Source organism: Rubrivivax albus, from assembly GCF_004016515.1.
In the GTDB taxonomy this organism is placed as follows: domain Bacteria; phylum Pseudomonadota; class Gammaproteobacteria; order Burkholderiales; family Burkholderiaceae_C; genus Rubrivivax; species Rubrivivax albus.
The window spans coordinates 63,511-83,873 of sequence record NZ_SACT01000008.1; the positions used below are offsets into that span (position 1 = coordinate 63,511).

General features: G+C 69.7%; 22 protein-coding genes. 7 read left to right on the forward strand and 15 right to left on the reverse strand.

Features of this window, described 5'->3' with window-relative positions:
• Nucleotides 1–84: 84 nt before the first annotated feature.
• Together ENE75_RS19775 and ENE75_RS26000 are read left to right on the forward strand one after the other, a co-directional pair.
• A complete protein-coding gene (locus tag ENE75_RS19775; RefSeq protein WP_128200071.1) occupies nt 85–456 on the forward strand; it encodes a VOC family protein in 372 nt (123 codons plus the stop codon).
• 121 nt (nt 457–577) lie between these two features.
• The gene (locus ENE75_RS26000) at nt 578–874 is read left to right on the forward strand and encodes a hypothetical protein (RefSeq protein ID WP_510645186.1); all 297 of its coding nucleotides are present in this window, start codon (nt 578–580) and stop codon (nt 872–874) included.
• On the opposite strand, the gene cspE is transcribed toward ENE75_RS26000, so the two are convergent.
• The 12 genes from cspE to ENE75_RS19835 all read right to left on the reverse strand — a co-directional run bounded on the left by cspE (nt 786) and on the right by ENE75_RS19835 (nt 11,609).
• A complete protein-coding gene (cspE, locus tag ENE75_RS19785) occupies nt 786–995 on the reverse strand; it encodes a transcription antiterminator/RNA stability regulator CspE (protein ID WP_128200073.1) in 210 nt (69 codons plus the stop codon). The two genes, ENE75_RS26000 and cspE, sit on opposite strands and share 89 nt — an antisense overlap.
• Before the next feature lie 153 nt (nt 996–1,148).
• Complete coding sequence (locus ENE75_RS19790) at nt 1,149–1,394, reverse strand: DUF6566 family protein (protein ID WP_128200074.1); 246 nt, start codon at nt 1,392–1,394, stop codon at nt 1,149–1,151.
• A 270-nt stretch (nt 1,395–1,664) separates the two neighbouring features.
• Complete coding sequence (locus tag ENE75_RS19795) at nt 1,665–2,888, reverse strand: 6-phosphofructokinase (protein WP_128200075.1); 1,224 nt, start codon at nt 2,886–2,888, stop codon at nt 1,665–1,667.
• A 36-nt stretch (nt 2,889–2,924) separates the two neighbouring features.
• Nucleotides 2,925–3,086: a hypothetical protein gene (locus tag ENE75_RS24915; RefSeq protein WP_158289018.1), complete on the reverse strand. Its 162-nt coding sequence runs from the start codon at nt 3,084–3,086 to the stop codon at nt 2,925–2,927.
• Nucleotides 3,087–3,099: 13 nt separating this feature from the next.
• The gene (locus tag ENE75_RS19800; protein WP_128200076.1) at nt 3,100–4,458 is read right to left on the reverse strand and encodes an amidase; all 1,359 of its coding nucleotides are present in this window, start codon (nt 4,456–4,458) and stop codon (nt 3,100–3,102) included.
• A 10-nt stretch (nt 4,459–4,468) separates the two neighbouring features.
• On the reverse strand, nt 4,469–5,818 hold the full coding sequence (locus tag ENE75_RS19805; RefSeq protein ID WP_128200077.1) for a TRAP transporter large permease: 1,350 nt from the start codon (nt 5,816–5,818) through the stop codon (nt 4,469–4,471).
• The gene (locus ENE75_RS19810) at nt 5,815–6,417 is read right to left on the reverse strand and encodes a TRAP transporter small permease subunit (protein WP_199232369.1); all 603 of its coding nucleotides are present in this window, start codon (nt 6,415–6,417) and stop codon (nt 5,815–5,817) included. The genes ENE75_RS19805 and ENE75_RS19810 overlap by 4 nt, the downstream gene beginning before the upstream one ends.
• Before the next feature lie 96 nt (nt 6,418–6,513).
• Entirely contained in the window at nt 6,514–7,656 is a 1,143-nt protein-coding gene (locus ENE75_RS19815; RefSeq protein WP_128200078.1) for a TRAP transporter substrate-binding protein, read from the reverse strand.
• Nucleotides 7,657–7,842: 186 nt separating this feature from the next.
• Nucleotides 7,843–8,553 carry a Crp/Fnr family transcriptional regulator gene (locus tag ENE75_RS19820; protein ID WP_128200079.1) on the reverse strand — a complete coding sequence of 237 codons (711 nt, stop codon included), beginning with the start codon at nt 8,551–8,553 and terminating at the stop codon, nt 7,843–7,845.
• A 98-nt stretch (nt 8,554–8,651) separates the two neighbouring features.
• Nucleotides 8,652–9,959, reverse strand: coding sequence for a glycerate kinase type-2 family protein (locus tag ENE75_RS19825; protein WP_128200080.1), 1,308 nt, complete (start codon nt 9,957–9,959; stop codon nt 8,652–8,654).
• A 57-nt stretch (nt 9,960–10,016) separates the two neighbouring features.
• Nucleotides 10,017–10,781: an HpcH/HpaI aldolase family protein gene (locus ENE75_RS19830; protein WP_128200081.1), complete on the reverse strand. Its 765-nt coding sequence runs from the start codon at nt 10,779–10,781 to the stop codon at nt 10,017–10,019.
• Nucleotides 10,782–10,853: 72 nt separating this feature from the next.
• Nucleotides 10,854–11,609, reverse strand: a complete 756-nt coding sequence (locus ENE75_RS19835; protein WP_128200082.1) for a FadR/GntR family transcriptional regulator — start codon at nt 11,607–11,609, stop codon at nt 10,854–10,856.
• 130 nt (nt 11,610–11,739) lie between these two features.
• Between ENE75_RS19835 and ENE75_RS19840 the strand changes: the two genes are divergently transcribed.
• The 3 genes from ENE75_RS19840 (at nt 11,740) to garD (ending at nt 15,170) form a co-directional block, all read left to right on the forward strand.
• Nucleotides 11,740–12,546, forward strand: a complete 807-nt coding sequence (locus ENE75_RS19840) for an NAD-dependent epimerase/dehydratase family protein (RefSeq protein WP_128200083.1) — start codon at nt 11,740–11,742, stop codon at nt 12,544–12,546.
• A gap of 81 nt (nt 12,547–12,627) precedes the next feature.
• Nucleotides 12,628–13,614 carry an SMP-30/gluconolactonase/LRE family protein gene (locus ENE75_RS19845; protein WP_233259184.1) on the forward strand — a complete coding sequence of 329 codons (987 nt, stop codon included), beginning with the start codon at nt 12,628–12,630 and terminating at the stop codon, nt 13,612–13,614.
• A 14-nt stretch (nt 13,615–13,628) separates the two neighbouring features.
• Nucleotides 13,629–15,170 carry a galactarate dehydratase gene (gene garD, locus ENE75_RS19850; RefSeq protein ID WP_128200085.1) on the forward strand — a complete coding sequence of 514 codons (1,542 nt, stop codon included), beginning with the start codon at nt 13,629–13,631 and terminating at the stop codon, nt 15,168–15,170.
• Here the strand turns inward: garD and glgC are convergent, their stop codons facing one another.
• Complete coding sequence (gene glgC, locus ENE75_RS19855) at nt 15,171–16,454, reverse strand: glucose-1-phosphate adenylyltransferase (protein ID WP_128200086.1); 1,284 nt, start codon at nt 16,452–16,454, stop codon at nt 15,171–15,173.
• A gap of 230 nt (nt 16,455–16,684) precedes the next feature.
• Here glgC and ENE75_RS19860 point away from each other — a divergent pair, with 230 nt between their 5' ends.
• Complete coding sequence (locus ENE75_RS19860) at nt 16,685–17,503, forward strand: metal-dependent hydrolase (protein WP_128200087.1); 819 nt, start codon at nt 16,685–16,687, stop codon at nt 17,501–17,503.
• Between the two features lie 78 nt (nt 17,504–17,581).
• Here the strand turns inward: ENE75_RS19860 and ENE75_RS19865 are convergent, their stop codons facing one another.
• A complete protein-coding gene (locus ENE75_RS19865) occupies nt 17,582–19,210 on the reverse strand; it encodes a 3-(methylthio)propionyl-CoA ligase (RefSeq protein ID WP_128200088.1) in 1,629 nt (542 codons plus the stop codon).
• Between the two features lie 201 nt (nt 19,211–19,411).
• Between ENE75_RS19865 and ENE75_RS19870 the strand changes: the two genes are divergently transcribed.
• The gene (locus tag ENE75_RS19870; RefSeq protein ID WP_128200089.1) at nt 19,412–19,969 is read left to right on the forward strand and encodes a hypothetical protein; all 558 of its coding nucleotides are present in this window, start codon (nt 19,412–19,414) and stop codon (nt 19,967–19,969) included.
• 39 nt (nt 19,970–20,008) lie between these two features.
• Here the strand turns inward: ENE75_RS19870 and ENE75_RS19875 are convergent, their stop codons facing one another.
• Entirely contained in the window at nt 20,009–20,218 is a 210-nt protein-coding gene (locus tag ENE75_RS19875; RefSeq protein WP_128200090.1) for a 4-oxalocrotonate tautomerase, read from the reverse strand.
• Nucleotides 20,219–20,363: the final 145 nt, after the last annotated feature.

A 20,363-nucleotide genomic window follows, 5' to 3' on the forward strand; every position in this document is an offset into this window, starting at 1 on the left:
CCGTGCCCAGGCGCCGCCGTCGACACTTGTGCACGGTGCCGAGCGCGGTTAGCGTGGGGCCTCCACCATGGAGGGGAGTGCCCCATGAGCCTCGGTCAGTTCTCGATCAGCCTCGCCGTCAAGGACCTGGACGCATCGCGCGCCTTCTACGAGAAGCTTGGCTTCACGGTCTTCGGCGGCAACGCCGAACACCACTACCTGATCATGAAACAGGGGCCGACGCTGATCGGCCTGTTCCAGGGCATGTTCGAGAAGAACATCCTCACCTTCAACCCGGGCTGGGACGCCGACGCGCAGAACGTCGACCCGTTCACCGACGTGCGCAAGTGGCAGCGCCGGTTGAAGGACGCAGGGCTGGAAGTGCTGGAGGAAGCGGACGAGGCCGGCAGCGGGCCGGCGTTCTTCACGCTGCAGGACCCGGACGGGAACCCGATCCTGGTGGACCAGCACCGTTGAGGCGCTGAGGCTGAAGCTGAGGCCGGCGGGCGCCGGCGGCCGGTCAATCCGGCGGGCCGAGCGCCGCGAAGCGCCGCACGTCGTGCTCGAAGGCGCCGAGCGTCAGCTCGGAGATCGGCTCGTGCAGCATCACCGTGCGTGCCACCTCGGCATGCACGGCAAAACGCGCCAGGACGGCGCGTTTCTGGTCGTCCGGCAGCGCGAGCAGCACGGACGTCAGCAGGGCGTCGAGCGCGATCTGCGAACCCTTGAGTTCGCAGATGCGCTCGGTGGCTTCCTGCAGGTCCTTCACGCCGGCACGCCGGCGAGGGACCGGTCGGAGATCGGGATCAAAGAACCCGGATCTTCGAGGCCTGCGGGCCCTTCTGGCCCTGCACCACCTCGAATTCGACGCGCTGGTTCTCCAGCAGCGTCTTGAAGCCGGTGCCCTGGATTTCCTTGAAGTGGGCGAACAGGTCCTTGCCGCCGTTGTCCGGGGCGATGAAGCCGAAGCCCTTGCCTTCGTTGAACCACTTGACGGTGCCAGTTTCGGTGCTCATGTCTTGATTTCCTTGATCGGAGGGGTCAAAAAATGCGTCGGCCAAATGTCGGATGGCCGGCGCGGTCCAGCAGTCTTCCGAATCGGGAAACTGAGGTCGGGGGCACGCCGCGCGCATGGGGGCAGGCCTGGCCTGCCGATGCGGCGGTGTGGGTCATGGTGTGGCCAGGCTCGGCATCGGTGCGGCACCGGCCGCATCGATCCAGGCCAGACCGTGTTCAGTGGCGTGGCGGGCCGCGTCGTCGCGGTTGCCGAACACCGGTTGCAGGCGCATCACGCGGTCGTGCGTCATGCTGCCGCGGCCGGAGCGGATGGACACGGCGGCGGACCAGCGGTCGGGGCCGAGCGTGCGGATGATCGGGGAGATCAGGTACTTCCCGACTTGGAGAGAACTTGCGATGACTGTCTTTCAGGGGCCGGTGCCTGCTCTCGGGCAGGCTGCGGCAGGGTCGAACCGGAATCGGAACGGAAATGCGCAGGGACTGCGCGGGCAGCGGATGGTCTCGATCCGGCGGGGGGTCGGCAGGGGTACTCGCTGCGGACCTCAGGCAACCAGCGGGAGCACGTTGGGGGACGAACCGGCGCTGGCCTTGGAAGGGAGATCAAACCTCGATCTCGGTGCATCCCGGTGTCGCCACGAGATGCACGTTGTGGCCCGAATGTAGCACAGTCAGCCGCCGATGCGCGGCACCGGTACACCACGCAGCCGATAGGCATCGGGCATGCCGGTGCCGAGCAGCGGGCGCAGGTAGAGGCGGAAGGCGTCGGTGATGTCGGTGCCGCTGTCGGCGATGAAGTGGTCCTCCATCGTGCGCGTCTTGCCAGCCACGGCGTCCAGCGGCAGCAGCGCGTAGTCGGCCGAGTAGAAGCCGGTGCGCTGGATGGCCACCGAGCCGCTGCCCAGGCCCTGGGGCTCGCCCCACATCGCGAACTGCACCGCCTTCTCGCCGACCTCGCGGGCCTCGCGCGCGTCGACGTCGCTGACGCAGCCGACGAAGCTGCGCTGCAGGTAGCCGAAGGTGTCGCCGCGCACGCGCTTGATCTTGAGCTTGCTCTTGATCTCCTCGCACAGCAGGTCGGCCAGCGCGCCGGTGCCGGAGAGCTGCACGTTGCCGTGCGCATCGTGCTCCACCTGCTGCGCCAGCTTCACCACCATCGGCGTGCCCGAGGCGTCGTGGATGCCTTCGCTGACGGCCACCACGCAGCGGCCCAGTCGCTCGTGGGTGGCCTTCACGTCGCGCAGGAAGGCGTCGATGTCGAAGGTGCGTTCCGGCAGGTAGATCAGGTGCGGCCCGTCGTCCGCGAACTTCTTGCCCAGGGCGCTGGCCGCGGTGAGGAAACCGGCGTGGCGGCCCATCACGACGCCGACGTAGATGCCGGGCAGTGCCGCGTTGTCCAGATTGGCGCCGGCGAAGGCCTGGGCCACGAAACGCGCCGCGCTGGGGTAGCCTGGCGTGTGGTCATTGCCGACCAGGTCATTGTCGATCGTCTTCGGGATGTGGATGGCGCGCAGCGGGTAGCCGGCAGCCTGCGCCTGCTCGGCGACGATGCGCACCGTGTCCGACGAGTCGTTGCCGCCGATGTAGAAGAAGTGCTCGATCTCGTGCGCACGCAGCACACGGAAGATCTCCTGGCAGTAGGCCAGGTCGGGCTTGTCGCGCGTGCTGCCGAGCGCCGACGAGGGTGTGCCGGCCACCAGTTCGAGGTTGTGGCTGGTCTCCTGCGTCAGATCCAGGAAGTCCTCGTCGACGATGCCGCGCACGCCATGGCGCGCGCCATAGACCCGGGTGACGGCCTGGAAGCGTCGCGCCTCGAGGACGACGCCGACCAGGCTCTGGTTGATGACCGCCGTGGGGCCGCCGCCCTGCGCGACGAGGATCCGGCCGGATGACATGGCATGCACCTCCTGTGGAGGGTCATGCTACGCCGGTCAGACGTCGGCTTCGTTGCGCGCCTGCCAGAGGTCGATCAGCATCATCACGACGCCGATCACCGCCACCGCCGTCATCGCCGGTTCCTTGACCTTGAGGATGAAGGCGGCCAGGAAGGCCACCACCATCACCGCGCCCAGCAGGCCGAAGACCAGTTTCATCGTCGGGTTCTCCTCATGCGTCGGCCGCTGCAGCGGCGTTGACGGTGTCGGTGAGCCACTGCGCAGTTCGCAGCAGCGCGGCGTCCTGGCCATGGCGGCCCACCAGCTGCACGCCCAGCGGCAGGCCGTTCTCGCCGTGCAGCAGCGGCAGCGTCACCGCCGGCAGGCCGAGAAAAGTCCAGAGCGTGCACATGATGGGGTCGCCGGTGCTGGCCAGGCCCTCGGGCGCCGTGCCCAGGGTGGCCGGGGTGACGAAGGCATCGAAGTGGTCGAACACGTCGTCCAGCGCCGCGCGCAGCAGCGGCACGCGCGCCAGCGCCTGACGGTGCGCGACGGCGGTGACGGCGCGGCCACGCTCGATCTGCGCCTGCAGCGACGCCGAGAGCTGGTCGCGCCCACGCTCGTACTCCGCCTCGAACGACCCCGCGATCTCGGCTTCCATCACCAGCTTGTGCCAGCCGACGGCGTCGGCCGCGGTGGCCGGCAGCTCGAACGGCGCGATGCGGCCGGCCACCAGGTCCACCAGCTCGCCGAAGGCCGCCTGTGCATCGGGCGCCACGCGGTCCCAGAAGGGCGTGGCCACCCAGGCCAGCGTGGGCGGCAGCGGCACCTCGGCGCGTGCCGTGGCCAGCAGCGGCGGCATGGCGCGTGGGCGGGTGGCGGGGTCCTGCGGATCGTGGCCCGCGAGGCATTGCGCCAGCAGCGCCACGTCGGCCACGCTGCGGCCGAACACCCCCACGGCGTCGAAGGCCGGCGACTGCGTCAGCACGCCAGTGCGGGGCACCAGGCCGGCACTGGGCTTGTAGCCGACCACGCCGCAAAAGGCCGCAGGCCGGATCACCGAACCGTTGGTCTGCGTGCCGATGGCCAGCGGCACCATGCCCGCCGCCACCGCGGCGGCCGAGCCGCTGCTGGACCCGCCCGGCGTGTGCGCGGGGTTGTGCGGGTTGCGCGTCTTGCCCGGCGCGTAAGTGGCCAGTTCGGTGGTCACCGTCTTGCCCATCACCAGGCCACCGGCGGCGCGCATCGCGCGCACGATGAAGGCGTCGTCGTGCGGCTGGCGGCCGGCGTGCAGCACGGTGCCGTCCTCGGTGGGCATGTCGGCGGTGTCGATGATGTCCTTGACGCCCACGGGCAGGCCGAACAGCGGCCCGCAGGCTTCGCCGGCGGCACGCGCCTCGTCGGCCGCCTCGGCCTGGCGGATCAGATGCGCCGGGTCGAGGTGGGCCCAGGCCTGCACCTGGCCGTTGACCGCGTGCACGCGGGCCAGCAGCGCACGTGCATAGTCGGCGGCAGAGAACTCGCCGGCCTGCATGCGCGCCGTGGCGTCGGTGGCGGGCAGTGCCGCCAGGGTGTCGGGGTCCATCGTCATGCGGGCATTGTCAGCGGCTGTACAGCAGCTCCGGCAGCCAGGTCACGGTGCCCGGCACGATGTACACGGCGGCCATCGCGATGAAGACCATGGATACGAATGGCAGGCAGCCCTTGAAGATGGCCGCCAGCTGCACCTGCGGTGGCGCCACGCCCTTGAGGTAGTAGGCCGACATGGCCATCGGCGGGGTCAGGAACGAGGTCTGCAGGTTCAGCGCGATCAGGATGCCGAACAGGATGGGGTCGACGCCGAAGTGCTCCAGCAGCGGCAGGAAGATGGGCACGAAGATGATGATGATCTCGCTCCATTCCAGCGGCCAGCCGAGGATGAAGATGATCAGCTGCGTCAGGAGCAGGAAGGTCACGGTGTTCAGGTCCAGCCCGAGCACGAACTCCTTGACGACGTGCTCGCCGCCCAGGTAGCTGAAGATGGAAGAGAACAGCCACGAGCCGACGAAGAGATAGCAGACCATCGCACTGGTGCGTGCGGTCAGGTACACGGCCTCGCGCAGCTTCTGCCAACTCATGGCCCGGTAGGCGACGGCCAGCAGCACCGAGCCCAGCGCGCCGATGGCCGCGGCCTCGCTGGGCGTGGCCAGGCCGAAGAGGATGGCACCGAGTACCGACATGATCAGCGCGGCCAGCGGCAGGAAGGCCTTGGCCAGCAGAACCAGCACCTCGATGAAGCCCAGGCCGCCAGCCTCGTCCTTCGGCAGCTTGGGCATCAGGTTCGGGTTCATCAGCGCGCGGGTGACGACGTAGAACATGTACAGGCCGGCGAGCAGGAAACCGGGGATCAGCGCCGCGGCGTACAGCTTCACCACCGACACACCGGCCGTGGCGCCATAGACGATGAGCATGATCGACGGTGGGATCAGGATGCCCAGCGTGCCGCCGGCGCAGATGACGCCGGCCGAGATCTGCGTGTCGTAGCGCGCCTTGAGCATGGCCGGAAAGGCCAGCAGGCCCATCAGCGTGACCACCGCGCCGACGATGCCGGTGGCAGTGGCGAACAGCGCGCAGGTGACGAGTGCGGCCAGCGCCATCGCGCCGGGCACGCGGCGGAAGGCCACCTGCAGGCTCATGAAGAGCTGGTCCAGGATGTTGGACCGTTCGATCATGTAGCCCATGAACAGGAACAGCGGTATGGCGACGAGGATGTCGCTGTTCATCACGCTGAACGTGTTCTGGCTCAGCAGGTAGAAGACGCGGTTGTCGAAGAAGCTCTGGTCGGCCTGGAAGTAGGCGTAGAAGCCGAAGCCCACGCCCATGGCCATCAGCGTGAAGGCGATCGGGAAGCCGAGCAGGATGATGAAGATGAACAGGCCCAGCATCAGCAGGGCGATCTGCGGATCGGTCATGCCCGGGCTCCTTCGTCATGGCCAGCGGGCGCCCCGGCCGGGTGGCCGTGCTTCATCGCGTCCTCCATCTCCTCCACGTCGTGCAGCCGGGCCGGCCAGCTGCCTTCCTTCAGGCAGAGCACGCAGCGCAGCACCTCGGCGATGCCCTGCAGCGTCAGCAGCACGCCGGCGGCCGGGATCAGCAGCTTCAGCGGCCACACCGGCACACCCACCGGGCTGTTGACGCTGACCTCCTTGATCGCATAGGCCTCGTGGCCGTAACCCCAGCCGGCGATCACCAGCGCCAGCACGCCGGGGAAGAAGAACAGGATGTAGAGCACCAGTTCCAGCCCGGCCTGGAAACGCACCGGCCAGCGGCGGTAGAAGATGTCGGCCCGCACGTGCCCGCCGCGCGACAGCGTATAGGCCCCGGCCATCAGGAACAGCGCGCCGTAGAGGATGTAGCTGAAGTCGAAGGCCCAGCTCGTCGGATCGTTGAGCACATAGCGCACGAAGACCTCGTAGCTCACGCCGAGCACGAGGATCACGATGCACCACGCAAAGGCGTGGCCAACGGACTTGTTGAGCAGGTCGATGGTCTTGATGACGCCGCGGATCATGGCGATGGCCTCCGGCAAAAAAAGAGGCCCGATGCGGGCCTCCCGTCCATCCCCCGGTGCGCGCCGCTGTCGGCACGCCGGGGGACCGGTTCACGATCAGCTCATGCCCGGGATCTTGCCGTGCACGTGCTCGTAGCCCACCAGGTAATCGGCCTCGTTGAGGAACATGTACTTGGCCACGCGCTTGGACCAGGCGCGCTGGCTGTCGACCACCTTCTTGAAGAACGGGTCCTCGGCCGACAGGCGGGCGGTCACCGTGTCCCAGGCCTTGATCTGGGCCTCGAAGATGGACTTCGGCGTGCGCGTGACGCTGACCTTGTCCTTGTTGATCAGCTCGTCCAGGTCGCGCGAGTAGTTGTCCATCGCCGTCCACCAGTTCGACGACGACGCAGCCTCGGCGGCGTAGCGCAGGATGGCCTGCAGGTCCTTGGGCAGCGCGTCGTGCTTCTTCTTGTTGAAGGCGATCTCGAAGAACTCCATGGCCTGGTGGAACGAGCCCATCATGTAGTTCTTGGCCACGTCCTGGGCGCCGAAGCGGCGGTCCGACGTGGGGTTGTTGAACTCGAAGGCCTCGATCACGCCACGGTCCATGGCGGGCACGATCTCGCCGCCGGGCAGCTGCGTCACGCGCACGCCGAGTTCCTGCATCAGGTCGGCCGCCAGGCCCACGGTGCGGTACTTCAGGCCCTTGAGGCCGTCGGCATTGGTGATCGGCTTCTTGAACCAGCCCAGCGGCTGCGTGGGCATGGGCATCGCGAAGTAGCCCACGACGTCGAGGTTGAGCTTCTTCAGCAGCTCGTTGTAGAGCTCCAGGCCGCCGCCGCGGTAGATCCACGCCAGGGTCTGCGGCGCGTCGCAGCCGTTGATCGGGCCGGAGCCGAACAGCGAGGCCACCTTGCTCTTGCCGTACCAGTACACCGGCACGCCGTGGCAGGCGTCGAGCACGCCCTTGCTGGTGGCGTCCATGACCTCGAAGGGCTTGACCACCGCACCTCCGATCAGGTAATCGATGCGCAGGCGGCCGCCGGCCATCTCGTTGACGCGCGTGACGTACTCCTGCGCCATCTCGTTGAAGATGTCCTTGGCGCCCCAGGCGCCCTGCATCTTCAGCACGATGGGGCTCTGCGCCACCGAGATCATCGGCGCCGTCATCGCCGCGGCACCGGCGGCACCGCTGACGGCGGCACCCAAGAAGCGCCGACGGGAAGCCGGGGTGCGGGTGGAATCGTTTTGGCTCATGGCTTGTCTCCGTGTCGTGGTCCGAACCACCCGGACGCTCCAAAAAGGGCCGGGATAGGGGTTGACTATCAACCCGCGTTCAGTACACGACAAGCCGGGGCAACCCGAACGGATTGACCGCAGGCAAGCGGCGGCAGTTTCGACCGACGCGTGCGGAATCGGGGGGCGCCGTAGGCGCCCGTGCGGTCAGGCGCCGGCGAGCCCGCGCAGCCCCTGTGGATCGAGCACGCGCAGCGTGTAGCCGCTGACGGCGATCAGCCCGCGGTCGGACAGGCTGCGCATCAGGCGCGACAGCGTCTCCGGCGTCATGCCCAGCTGCGAGGCGATGTCGCGCTTGCGCTCGGCCAGGCGCAGCACCGACGGCTGGGCGCGGCCGGCGAACTGGGCGCAGATCCAGGCCGCCAGACGCGCGCCGGCATCCTTGTGCATCAGTTCGTGCAGGCGCGACTCGAGCCGGCCGACCTCGCGCGCCAGCGCGTCGCTGAAGCGCAGCGCCAGCATCGGGTGACGGGCCAGCACCGCACGCAGCGGATCCAGCGGCAACTCCACCAGCAGCACCTGCGACTGCGCCACCGCGTCGCAACCGTGCTGGCCATGCACCCACGGCCCGGCCAGCGCCAGCCAGCCCGGCGCGTGCAGCACCCGCTCGGCGGTCAGGCCACGTTCGGCGTGCCACCAGCCGGATGCCGCCTGACCGTCCAGCAAGGCGACGACCGCGTGCGCCGTGTCGCCACGGGAGAAGATGCGGCGCCCCTCGGCGACGTGGCGGGCCTGCGCCAAGCGCTCCAGCGCGTCGGCATCCTGGGCGGAGAGGGAGCCGAGCAGGGCCGGCCACGGCACCTGCACGGTGCCGCGGGCGGGTGCCAGGGCTTCGAGGGAGGGGGCGATGGCGTTCATGACCGGACCAGCGTTGTATGGGTCCGAATGTCGCCAACGCCGCCGGGTTGCGTCTTGCGCCATGTCAACACGGCGCGACAGTGCGGGCGGGCGAATCGTTACAGGATCAGCAGCGCGCGGAAGTCGTTGACGTTGGTGAACGTCGGGCCCGGCGTCACCAGGTCGCCCAGGGCCTGGAAGAAGCCGAAGCTGTCGTGGTGGTCGAGCAGGCGCTGGGCGTCGAGCCCCAGCGCGGCGGCACGGGCCAGCGTGTCGGGGCCGGCCAGCGCCCCGGCGTTGCCCTCCGAACCGTCGATGCCATCGGTGTCCGCTGCCAGCACGTGCACACCCGGCTCGCCCTGGAGTGCGATGGTGCAGCCGAGCAGGAACTCGCCCGCCCGCCCGCCCCGGCCGCCAGGATGGCGCACGGTGACGGTGGTCTCGCCCCCGGAGAGGACCACGCAGGGCCGCGGAAAGGGTGCGCCCCGGCGGGCCACCGCACGGGCCAGCGCTGCATGCACCTTGCCCACCTCGCGGCTCTCGCCTTCCATCTCGTCGGACAGGATGAAGGCCGGCAGGTCAGCATGCGCGGCCAGCGCCGCGGCCGCCTCCAGGCTCTGCTGCGGCGTGGCGATCAGCTGCACCGTCTGCCCGGCGAACACCGGGTCACCGGGCTTGGGCGTTTCCAGCGCACCGGATTCCAGCGCCTGCCGCACCGCCGGCGAGACGGCAATGCGGTAGCGATCCAGGATCGCCAGCGCATCGGCGCAGGTGGTGTCGTCCGGCACCGTGGGGCCGCTGGCGATGACGGCGGGGTCGTCGCCCGGCACGTCGGAGATCAGCAGCGTCAGCAACCGCGCCGGCGCGCAGCGGGCCGCCAGCCGCCCGCCCTTGATGGCCGAGAGGTGCTTGCGCACGCAGTTCATCTCGCCGATGGCCGCGCCGCTGGCCAGCAGTTCGCGGTTGATGCGCTGCTTCTCGGCCAGGTCCAGGCGCGCGTCGGGCAGCGTCAGCAGGGCGGAGCCGCCGCCGGAGATGAGCGCGATCACGAGGTCGTCGGCGGTCAGCCCATCGGTCAGCGCCAGCATGCGTTGCGCCGCCTGCAGGCCGGCCGCGTCGGGCACTGGATGCGCCGCCTCGACCACCTCGATCCGCCCGGGCCGGGCGGCGTAGGCCGGCGGCACGTGGTGGTAGCGCGTGATGACCAGGCCCGACAATGGTGCATCGGCCGGCCACAGCGCATCCAACGCCGCGGCCATGGCGCCACCGGCCTTGCCGGCGCCGATGACCAGCGTGCGGCCCTGGGCCGGCGGCGGCGGCAGAAAGCCGCCGATCACCTCGCCCGGCAGCGCGCGGCGCACGGCGGCGTCGTAGAGCGCGCGCAGAAAGGCCCGCGGCTCGGCGGTGGGGTCGGGGACCGGGCTCACGGCGCCACCTTCAGCACGACGCACTGCGGCCGCGGCACCCACCCAGCGGCGCTCGCGTCACGCGGGCCTCCGCATCGCGCCCAGCAGTTCCTGTGAGCCGGCGGCCAGGATGCGCGCGTCGGAGCTCACGGTGACGAAGCGGAAGCCCTTGGCGATGCGGGCCAGGGCCACGTCGGGCCGCCCGTTGTGGATGCCGGCCTTGACGCCATGGGCAGTGGCGCGCGCGACGATGTGGTCGATGGCCTGCTGCACCTTGGGCTCGACATCGTCGAACACCGGCTTGCAGCCGAGCGCCAGCGAGAGGTCGGACGGACCGATGTAGATCGCGTCCAGCCCTTCCACCGACAGGATGGCGTCCAGGTTGTCCAGCGCCTGCGCCGTCTCGATCATCGCAAAGGCCACCACGGTCTGGTTCGCGTGCGCGGGGTAGTCGGCGCCGCCGTAGAGCAGCGCACGCACCGGGCCGAAGCTGCGCGTGCCCTGCGGCGCGTAGTGCGTCCAGGCCACCAGCTTCGCCGCGTCGTCGGCGGTGTTGACCATGGGCGCGATCACGCCATACGCACCCGCGTCCAGCGCCTTCATCACGATGCCCGGCTCCAGCCAGGGCACGCGCACGATGGGCACCGTGGGCGTGGTGCTGATGGCCTGAAGCATGCCCACCATGGCCTGATAGTCCACCACGCCGTGCTGCAGGTCGATGGTCAGCGTGTCCCAGCCCTGGTGCGCCATGACCTCGGCGCTGAAGCCGTTGGGCACCGCCAGCCAGCCGTTGACGGCGGCCTGATCCTGGGCCCACAGCGTGCGCAGGCGGTTCTCTCTCATCGGGACGGTCTCCTCGTGGCAGATTGGGGTTCGGCGGGCTCGAACGGACACCGGCGCCAAGTCATCGTACAACTATCCCATTTCACCGGCGGCAGAGCGCCGCCGACGTTCGCGGCTGTTGACCAGGTGGGTGCGCATCGCGGCCCGGGCGCCATCGGCGTCCTGGCGGGCGATGGCGTCGAAGATGCTCTCGTGTTCCGCGTTCACGCGCCGCAGGTAGGCCCGCCGCGATGGGTCCACGGGCCCAGGTGGCACCGACGCCCCATCGGCGTCGCCCTGCGATTCCAGCCGTGCGCGCGGGATGATGCGCGCGCCGAAGGTGGCCATCAGCGCCGAGAAATGCGTGTTCTGCGTGGCACGTGCGATCTCGCCGTGAAAGCGGGCGTCGGGCGCCACCGCGTCGCGGCCGGCCTCGACCGCGTCGGCGAATTCGTCCAGCGCCGCGCGCATCACCGCCAGGTTGTCGGCGGTGCGGCGCTGTGCGGCAAGGCCTGCGGCCTCGGTCTCGACACCGAGGCGCAGCTCCAGCACTGCGATCACGTCGCGCAGCGTCTCCAGCTGCCGCGGGCCCAGGCTGAAGGCCGGCTCCGCCCCGGGGCCGACGACGAAGGTGCCGATGCCATGGCGCGTGGCCACCAGGCCGGCGGCCTGCAGGCGCGAGAGTGCCTCGCGCACCACGGTGCGGCTGACGCCGTAGGCCTGCATCACCTGGCCCTCGGTGGGCAGCTTGGTGTGCGGTGCCAGCCGGCCGTCGCGGATCTGTGCCGAGAGCTGCTCGACCAGGCCTTGCGCCAGGGTGCGCGGTCGTCGGAGAGGAGAGGTCTGCATGGCCAGAATGAACCCGCCGGCACCGCGCTTGACAGGCGACAGGGCGGCACCAAGAATGGGCCGAGTTGTACGACAACCTATCACCTCGCGCAACACCAACTGCAACGTCAGCCCTCGGCTTCGTTCCGCCATGACCACCACCCTGCGCTTCCACCGCCTGCTGCTCACCGGCGCCGCCGGCCACTTGGGCCGTGTGCTGCGGCCGCGGCTGAAGTCGCTCTGCGCTGAGCTGCGCCTGAGCGACGTGGCGCCGATGGACCCCGCCGGCCCGGGCGAGGAACTCCGCCCGGCGGACCTGGCCGACAAGGCGGCCACGATGGCCCTGCTGGACGGGGTGGACGCCGTGGTGCACCTGGGTGGCATCTCCACGGAACACAGCTTCGAGGACATCGCCGGCCCCAACCTGTTCGGCGCCTACCATGTCTACGAAGGCGCCCGTGTGCACGGCTGCAGGCGCGTGGTGTTCGCCAGTTCCAACCACGTCACCGGCTTCTACACGCAGGGCGAGACGATCTCGCCGCAGGCCGCACCCCGGCCCGACGGCTACTACGGCCTGTCCAAGGCCTTCGGCGAGAACCTGGCGCAGTTCTACTTCGACCGCTGGGGCATCGAAACCGTGAGCCTGCGCATCGGCTCGAGCTTCGCCAAACCCGCCGACCGCCGCATGCTGGCCACCTGGCTGAGCTTCGACGACCTGGAACGCCTGGTGACCGCGGCACTCACGGCCCCGGTGGTGGGGCACAGCGTGGTCTACGGCATGTCCGACAACCGGCTGGTCTGGTGGGACAACCGCAGCGCATCGCACCTGGGCTACCAGCCACAGGACAGCTCGGAGCAGTTCCGCGCCGCCATCGAGGCCCGCCAGGGCATCGTCGACCCGACCCTGCCCGCCGCGCGCTTCCAGGGCGGTGCCTTCGTGACCCAGGGGCCGTTCTGACACCCGCCAGGTCGACCCGCCGCCGCGCCGAGCCGCCGCACCGGGCCGCCGGCATCCCCTGACCTCATGGAGCGCCCCCCGATGGACACCGGACCCACCCTGCCCTTCACCCCCAGCACCCGCCTGCCCGACCCGCGCATCGAGATCCTGGACGAGCGCGGTCTGGCCCTGCGCCTGATGTCCGGCACCGTGGAGCAGTTGGCGCGCGGCTTCTACTGGGCCGAGGGCCCGGTGTGGTTCGGCGACGGGCGCTACCTGCTGTTCAGCGACATCCCCAACAACCGCATCCTGCGCTGGGACGACTGCAATGGTGCGCTGAGCACCTTCCGCGCCCCGTCGAACCACGCCAACGGCCTGGCCCGTGACCACCTGGGGCGCCTGCTGGCCTGTGAGCATGGCACGCGCCGCGTCACGCGCACCGAGCACGACGGCCGGATCACCGTGCTGGCCGAGCAGTACCAGGGCAAGCGCCTGAACTCGCCCAACGACATCGTCTGCCAGATGCAGGGCGAGCACCGCGGCGCCATCTGGTTTACCGACCCGCCGTTCGGCATCCTGGGCTGGTGGGAAGGCGAACCGGCCACGCCGGAACTGCCGCACGGCGTCTACCGCATCGACCCCGCCAGCGGCGAATTGACGATGGTGCTGGACGACCTGCAGGGCAGCAACGGCCTGGCTTTCAGCCCCGACGAGACGGTGATGTACGTGGTGGAGAGCCGCGCGAAACCGCACCGCGTGATCTGGGCCTACGACGTGGTGGGCGCCACGCTGAAGAACAAGCGCCTGTACGTCAGTGCCCAGGGCCCCGGCGCCTATGACGGCATCGCCGTGGACCAGGCCGGCAACGTCTGGTGCGGCTTCGGCAGCGACGGCTCCGTCGGCACCGACCCGGACGGCCTGGACGGCGTGCGCGTCTACGATCCCGAAGGCCGGCCACTGCTGCACGTGCACCTGCCCGAGCGTTGCGCCAACCTGTGCTTCGGCGGGCCCAAGCGCAACCGGTTGTTCATGGCGGCCAGCCATTCGCTGTACGCGCTGCACGTGAACGCGCGCGGGGCGGTGGCGTGACGACACCACCGTCCATGCCGGTGCTGGTGCCGGTCCTGGTGAGAATGCACCCGGACGACAACGTCGCCATCGTCGGCAACCCCGGTGGCCTGCCCGCCGGCACCGTGCTGCCCGGTGGCCTGGTGCTGCAGGAGAAGCTGCCGCAGGCGCACAAGGTGGCGCTGCGCGACGTGCGCGTGGGCGAGCCTGTGCGGCGCTACGGCATCCCCATCGGCTTCGCCAACCGCGACATCGGCGCCGGCGGTTGGGTGCACGAACGCCTGCTCACGATGCCCGAGGCCCGTGCACTCGGCGGCCTGCCGATGGCCACCGCGCCCTTGCCGGACGCCGCGCCGCTGGACGGCTACACCTTCCAGGGCTACCGCAACGCCGACGGCAGCGTGGGCACGCGCAACCTGCTGGCGGTATCGACCACCGTGCAGTGCGTGGCCGGCGTGCTGGACGCGGCGGTGGAACGCATCCGCCGCGAGCTGCTGCCGCGCTACCCGAACGTCGACGGCGTGGTGGCGCTCACCCACGCCTATGGCTGCGGCGTGGCCATCGACGCGCCGGGCGCGGAGATCCCCATCCGCACGCTGCGCCACCTGGCGAAGAACCCGAACTTCGGCGGCGAGGTGATGCTGGTCTCGCTGGGCTGCGAGAAGCTGCAGCCCGAGCGCCTGTTCCCACCCGGCAGCATCGCCATCGCCGATGGGCTGGCCGCCCACCACGTGCGGCTGCAGGACGAGGACGGCTTCGCTGCGATGACCGCGCGCATCCTGCAGCAGGCAGAAGCGCACCTGCAGCGGCTGAACGCGCGCCGGCGCGAGACCGTGCCCGCCAGCGCACTGGTCGTGGGCATGCAGTGCGGCGGCAGCGACGCCTTCAGCGGCGTCACCGCCAACCCGGCCGTGGGTGCCTGCACCGACCTGCTGGTGCGTGCCGGCGCCACCGTGATGTTCAGCGAGACCACCGAGGTACGCGACGCGGTGGAGCAGCTCACGGCCCGCGCCCGCACGCCCGAGGTGGCCCGGCGCATCGTCGACGAGATGGCCTGGTACGACGCCTACCTCGCCCGCGGCGGCGTGGACCGCAGCGCCAACACCACGCCGGGCAACAAGGCCGGGGGGCTGTCGAACATCGTCGAGAAGGCGATGGGCTCCATCGTCAAGAGTGGCAGCCGGCCGATCGACGGCGTGCTGTCGCCGGGCGAGCACCTGGCCGGTCGGCGCGGCCTGTTCTACGCCGCCACGCCGGCGTCGGACTTCATCTGCGGCACGCTGCAGCTGGCCGCCGGCATGAACCTGCACGTGTTCACCACCGGCCGCGGCACGCCCTACGGCCTGGCAGCCTGCCCGGTGCTGAAGGTGGCCACGCGCAGTGAACTGGCCCGCCAGTGGCACGACCTGATGGACTTCGACGCCGGCCGCATCGCCAACGGCCAGTGGACCATCGCACAGGCCGGCCAGGCCATGTTCGAGCAGCTGCTGGCCGTGGCCAGCGGTGAACGTACCTGGGCCGAGCGCCACGGCCTGGCCAACGACCTGGTGCTGTTCAACCCGGCGCCGGTGACCTGATCAGCCGACGCGCCCCGCCTGCCCGATCATTTCCGGCGTGATCAGCGTCACCCCGCCCGGCGTCACGAAGAACCCGCGCGCGCGGTCACTGTCGGGGTCCAGGCCGGCCGTGAAGCCGTCGGGCAGCCGGCAATGCTTGTCGACGATGCACCGGCGCAGCCGCACGCCGCGGCCGCAACGCACGTTGGGCAGCAGCAGGCTGTCCTCGACGGCGCTGCCTTCGTCGACATGCACCTTGGAGAACAGGATCGAGCGCCGCACGAGCGCCCCGCTGACGATGCAGCCGCTGGCCACCAGCGACTGCAGGGCCTGGCCACAGCGGCCGCCCAGCTCGTCGAAGACGAACTTGGCCGGCGGCAGCTGACGCTGCTGGCTGAGGATGGGCCAGTCGTCGTCGTAGAGGTTGAGCTGCGGCTGCACCTGCACCAGGTCCATGTTCGCGGCGTAGTAGGCGTCCACCGTGCCCACGTCGCGCCAGTAGGGACCTTGCGGCGTGGTGTTGACGCAGCTGCGCGCGAAGTCGTGCACGTGCACCAGGCCGCGCGCCACCAGCGCCGGCAGCAGGTCGTGCCCGAAGTCGTGGCTGGAGGTGCGGTCGGCGGCGTCGCGGGCCAGTTCGGCCAGCAGCAGGTCGGCGTCGAAGACGTAGACGCCCATGCTGGCCAGGGCGCGGTCGGGCCGGCCCGGCAGCGGCGCCGGGTCCGACGGCTTCTCGGCGAAGGCCGCGACCCGGCCGCTGCCATCCTCGGCCAGTTGCAGCACACCGAAGGCCGAGGCCTCGTGGCGCGGCACGTCGATGCAGGCCATGGTGACCGCCGCGCCACTGGCCACGTGATCGGCCAGCATCACCGCGTAGTCCATCTTGTAGACATGGTCGCCGGCAAGCACCAGCACCCAGCGCGCGTCGGCCTCGCGGATCAGCTCGACGTTCTGCGCCACGGCATCGGCCGTGCCGGCGTACCAGGCCTCGCCCACCTGCTGCTGGGCCGGCACCACGTCCACGTACTCGCCCAGCGTCGCGGCCAGGAAGCCCCAGCCACGCTCCAGGTGGCGGATCAGGCTCTGCGCCTTGTACTGCGTGAGCACGCCGATGTGGCGGATGCCGGCGTTGACGCAGTTGGACAGCGCGAAGTCGATGATCTCGAGCTTGCCGGCAAAGGGCACGGCCGGCTTGGCGCGGCGGTCGGTCAGCGGCCCCAGGCGCTTGCCGCGCCCGCCAGCGAGCACCATGGCGTAGGTCCGGCGGCAGGGTTCATCGGGCCGCGACGACGGGGCTGGCTGCATGGCGCGTGTCTCCTGGACACCCTGGCCCAGGCCGGGGCGTGGTGTGATGGCGCAGGGTGGCCGGCGGGCATGACGGCCCCGTGATCGTCGCACGGTGCCGGCGCGCTGGCCACTGCCGACACGCCGCGCGCGGTGACCCGACTGTGCGCAAGGTCAATACGCGGCGGGCCGGATGACCGCTCGGTTCAACCGAAGAATGCCCGGTTTCAACGAACCATGAGTAGTCCCCGATGCGCCGTTTCCTGACCGCGCTGGCCGCCGCCGCTGCACTGACCACCGCACCGGCCTTCGCCCAGGGCACGGGCAAGGTCGAGGTGCTCTGGCTGGGCCAGGCCACCTTCAAGATCACCTCGCCCACCGGCAAGGTCATCGTCATCGACCCCTGGCTCAAGACCAACCCGAAGACGCCGGCCGCCTTCAAGGACCTGAAGGCGCTGGGCAAGGTGGACGTGGTGCTGGTCACGCACGCCCACTTCGACCACGTGGCCGACGCGGCCGAACTGGCCAAGCTCAACGACACCAAGCTCTACATGCCGCCGGGCCTGGGCGGCACGATGGCCTCGCTGGGCCTGATCGAGGCCGACCGTGCCCCGGGCATGAACAAGAGCGGCGTGGTTTCGCCGATCGGCCCGGACATCAAGCTGCACATGGTGCGTGCCGAGCACAGCTCGGAGTTCCGCTGGCAGGACCTGGCCACCGGCAAGACGCAGATCCTGCCGGGCGGCGAGCCGGTGGGCTGGATCGTGGAGCTGGAGAACGGCCTCAAGATCTACCACACGGGTGACACCGGCCTGTTCGGCGACATGCGCATGATCGGCGAGGTCTACAAGCCCGACCTCGTGCTGCTGCCCATCGGCGGCAACTTCACCATCAACGCCAACCTGGGTGCGCTGGCGGTGCGCGAGTACATCAAGCCGAAGTACGCGCTGCCCATGCACTACGGCACCTTCCCCATCCTGGCCGGCAAGCCCGAGGACTTCGCCAAGGGCATGGAAGGCAGCGGCGTGCGCGTGGTCGTGCCGCAGCCGGGCGAGCAGATCACGTTCTGAGCGCCGCAGGCGGCGCCCCATGACAACGGGGGCAGCGGTATTGGCCGCTGCCCCCGTTTCTGATTCAACGCGCCGCGGTCAGGCCGTCGGCAGCGCGTGGTCCTTGAACTGCTCGCGCAGCTTGTTCTTCTGCATCTTGCCGGTCGCACCGAGCGGGATCGCATCGACGAAGACCACGTCGTCCGGCGTCCACCACTTGGCGATCTTGCCCTCGTAGAAAGCCAGCAGCTCGGCCTTCGTCACCTCGGCGCCGGGCTTCTTCATCACCACCAGCAGCGGGCGCTCGTCCCACTTGGGGTGCTTCGCGGCGATACAGGCAGCCATGGCCACGGCCGGGTGTGCCATCGCGATGTTCTCGAGATCGATGGAGCCGATCCACTCGCCGCCGGACTTGATGACGTCCTTGCTGCGGTCGGTGATCTGCATGTAGCCGTCGGGGTCGATGGTGGCCACGTCGCCGGTGGGGAACCAGCCGTCGACCAGCGGGTCGCCGCCCTCGCCCTTGAAGTACTGCTCGATGATCCACGGGCCACGCACCAACAGTTCGCCGCTGGCCTGGCCGTCCCAGGGCAGTTCCTTGCCATCGCCGTCCACGATCTTCATGTCGACGCCGAAGATGGCCTGGCCCTGCTTGGTCTGCAGCGCCAGGCGCTCCTCGTCGCTCAGCGCCAGGTGCTTGTTGCGGAAACTGCACACCGTGCCCAGCGGGCTCATCTCGGTCATGCCCCAGGCATGCAGCACGTGCACGCCGTATTTTTCCTGGAAGGTGCGGATCATCGCCGGCGGGCAGGCCGAGCCGCCGATCACGGTGCGGTTCATGGTGCTGAACTTCAGGCCGTTGGCTTCCACGTAGGCCAGCAGGCCCTGCCAGACGGTGGGCACGCCGGCCGAGCAGGTGACCTTCTCCGACTCGAAAAGCTCGTAGAGGCTCTTGCCGTCCAGCCCGGCGCCGGGGAACACCAGCTTGCTGCCGACCATGCAGCCCACGTACGGCAGGCTCCACGCGTTGACGTGGAACATCGGCACCACGGGCAGGATGACGTCGCGGCTGGAGCAGTTCAGCGCGTCGGGCAGCGCGGCGCCGAAGGCATGCAGCACCGTGCTGCGGTGGCTGTAGAGCACCCCCTTGGGGTTGCCCGTGGTGCCGCTGGTGTAGCACAGCGAACTGGCGTGGTTTTCGTCGAGCTGCGGCCAGATGTAGGCATCGTCCTGGGCGTCGATCAAGTCCTCGTAGCACAGCAGGCCGGGGATCTTGGCTTCGGCCGGCATGTGGCTGCGGTCGGCCATCAGCACGAAGTGCTTCACCGTCTTCAGGCGGCCGGCCACCGCCTGCACCAACGGCAGGAAGGTGAGGTCGAAGCACAAAACCAGATCCTCGGCGTGGTCGGCAATCCACACGACCTGGTCAGGGTGCAGGCGCGGGTTGAGCGTGTGCAGCACCGCACCCATGCCGCTGACGGCGTAGTACAGCTCCATGTGGCGGTAGCCGTTCCAGGCCAGCGTGGCCACGCGGTCGCTGTCGCGCACACCCAGCGCCGCCATGGCCTTCGCCATGCGGCGCGAACGCGCGGCCAGCGCCGCATAGGTGGTGCGGTGGATGTCGCCCTCCACACGGCGGGAAACGATCTCCTGCGCCCCATGGTGGCGTTCGGCGTGGATCAGCAGCGAGGAGATGAGCAGCGGGTGCTGCTGCATGAGACCGTTCATGGGTGGTGATGGCTGTGAGGTGAAGACGGTTGCATTCTCGGTGACATCGCGCAAGCGTGACAGCGGTGACAGCATCGACTCGCCCACGACAGAAGCAAGGGTTTTTACGGATCAATGATCGCGGTCCTTGCCGAAAGACTCGTCATCTTTCGCTTTCTGCGCCCTTCCGATCCACGCTGCTCGCGTGGCCGGTTGCACGCCATGTCCGACACGACCGCACCCGCCCTCGACGCCATCTATGCGAAGACACCGCTGGGCCAACAGGAGATCCAGCAGCGCAGCCTGAAGCTGCCACTGCTCACACGGCGTGTTCTGCTGCTGGTGGATGGCCGGCGGCCGGTTCGTGAGCTGGCCACGCTCGCGGGCAACGCGGACGCCTCGACGCTGCTGATGGAGCTCGAGGCGCTGGGCTGCATCGAGCTGACGGCCGTCGCTTCCCCGGCGCCAGCCCCAGCGCCAGCCGCCTTGGATGCCGCAGCAGAGGTGGTGGCCGGCACGGCGACCGCGCTGGCAGGCCTGCCGCCGCCCGCATCGCGCAGCGCCGAGCAGGTGGACATGGCGCGCAACTTCATGATCAACACCATCAACCGCATGCTCGAGCAGAACTCGCGGCTGACCCTGGTGGAGAAGATCTTCCACAGCGTGGACGCCGCCGAACTGCGTGAGCACTACGCCGCCTGGGAAGAGGCCATCGGCAGTTCGTGGATGGGCCGCAAGCGCCTGGACGAGCTCAAGCGCAAGCTGTTCGAAGTGCTCTGACCGCGCTGAACACGCTCAGCGCGTGGCGCGGCGCCCCGGTCAGCCGGCCGGCGGCGGCGCCGCGGCCTTGTCGCTCCACAGCACACCGCCGGTGGCCCAGTCCTCGCGCTGCACGTCGGTGAAGATCACGTCCACCGACTCCGGCTTCGCACCCAGCGTGGCCACCGTGGCGTCGGTCAGCGCCTTGGCGAGCGCACGTTTCTGTTCGACCGTTCGGCCGGCGAAGAGCTGGACATGGATGGTGGGCATGAGGGTGCGTCGACAGTGGTGAGGAGCGCCGGAATGCGGCGTGTCACAGTGTGACGCATGCGTCTGTGCCGTGGCGAGCACGGGCGGCGCTGCGAGCGTGGTCGAGGGCGGCTCGCCCGGCTGCACGGCGTGCTCAGGCCACCCT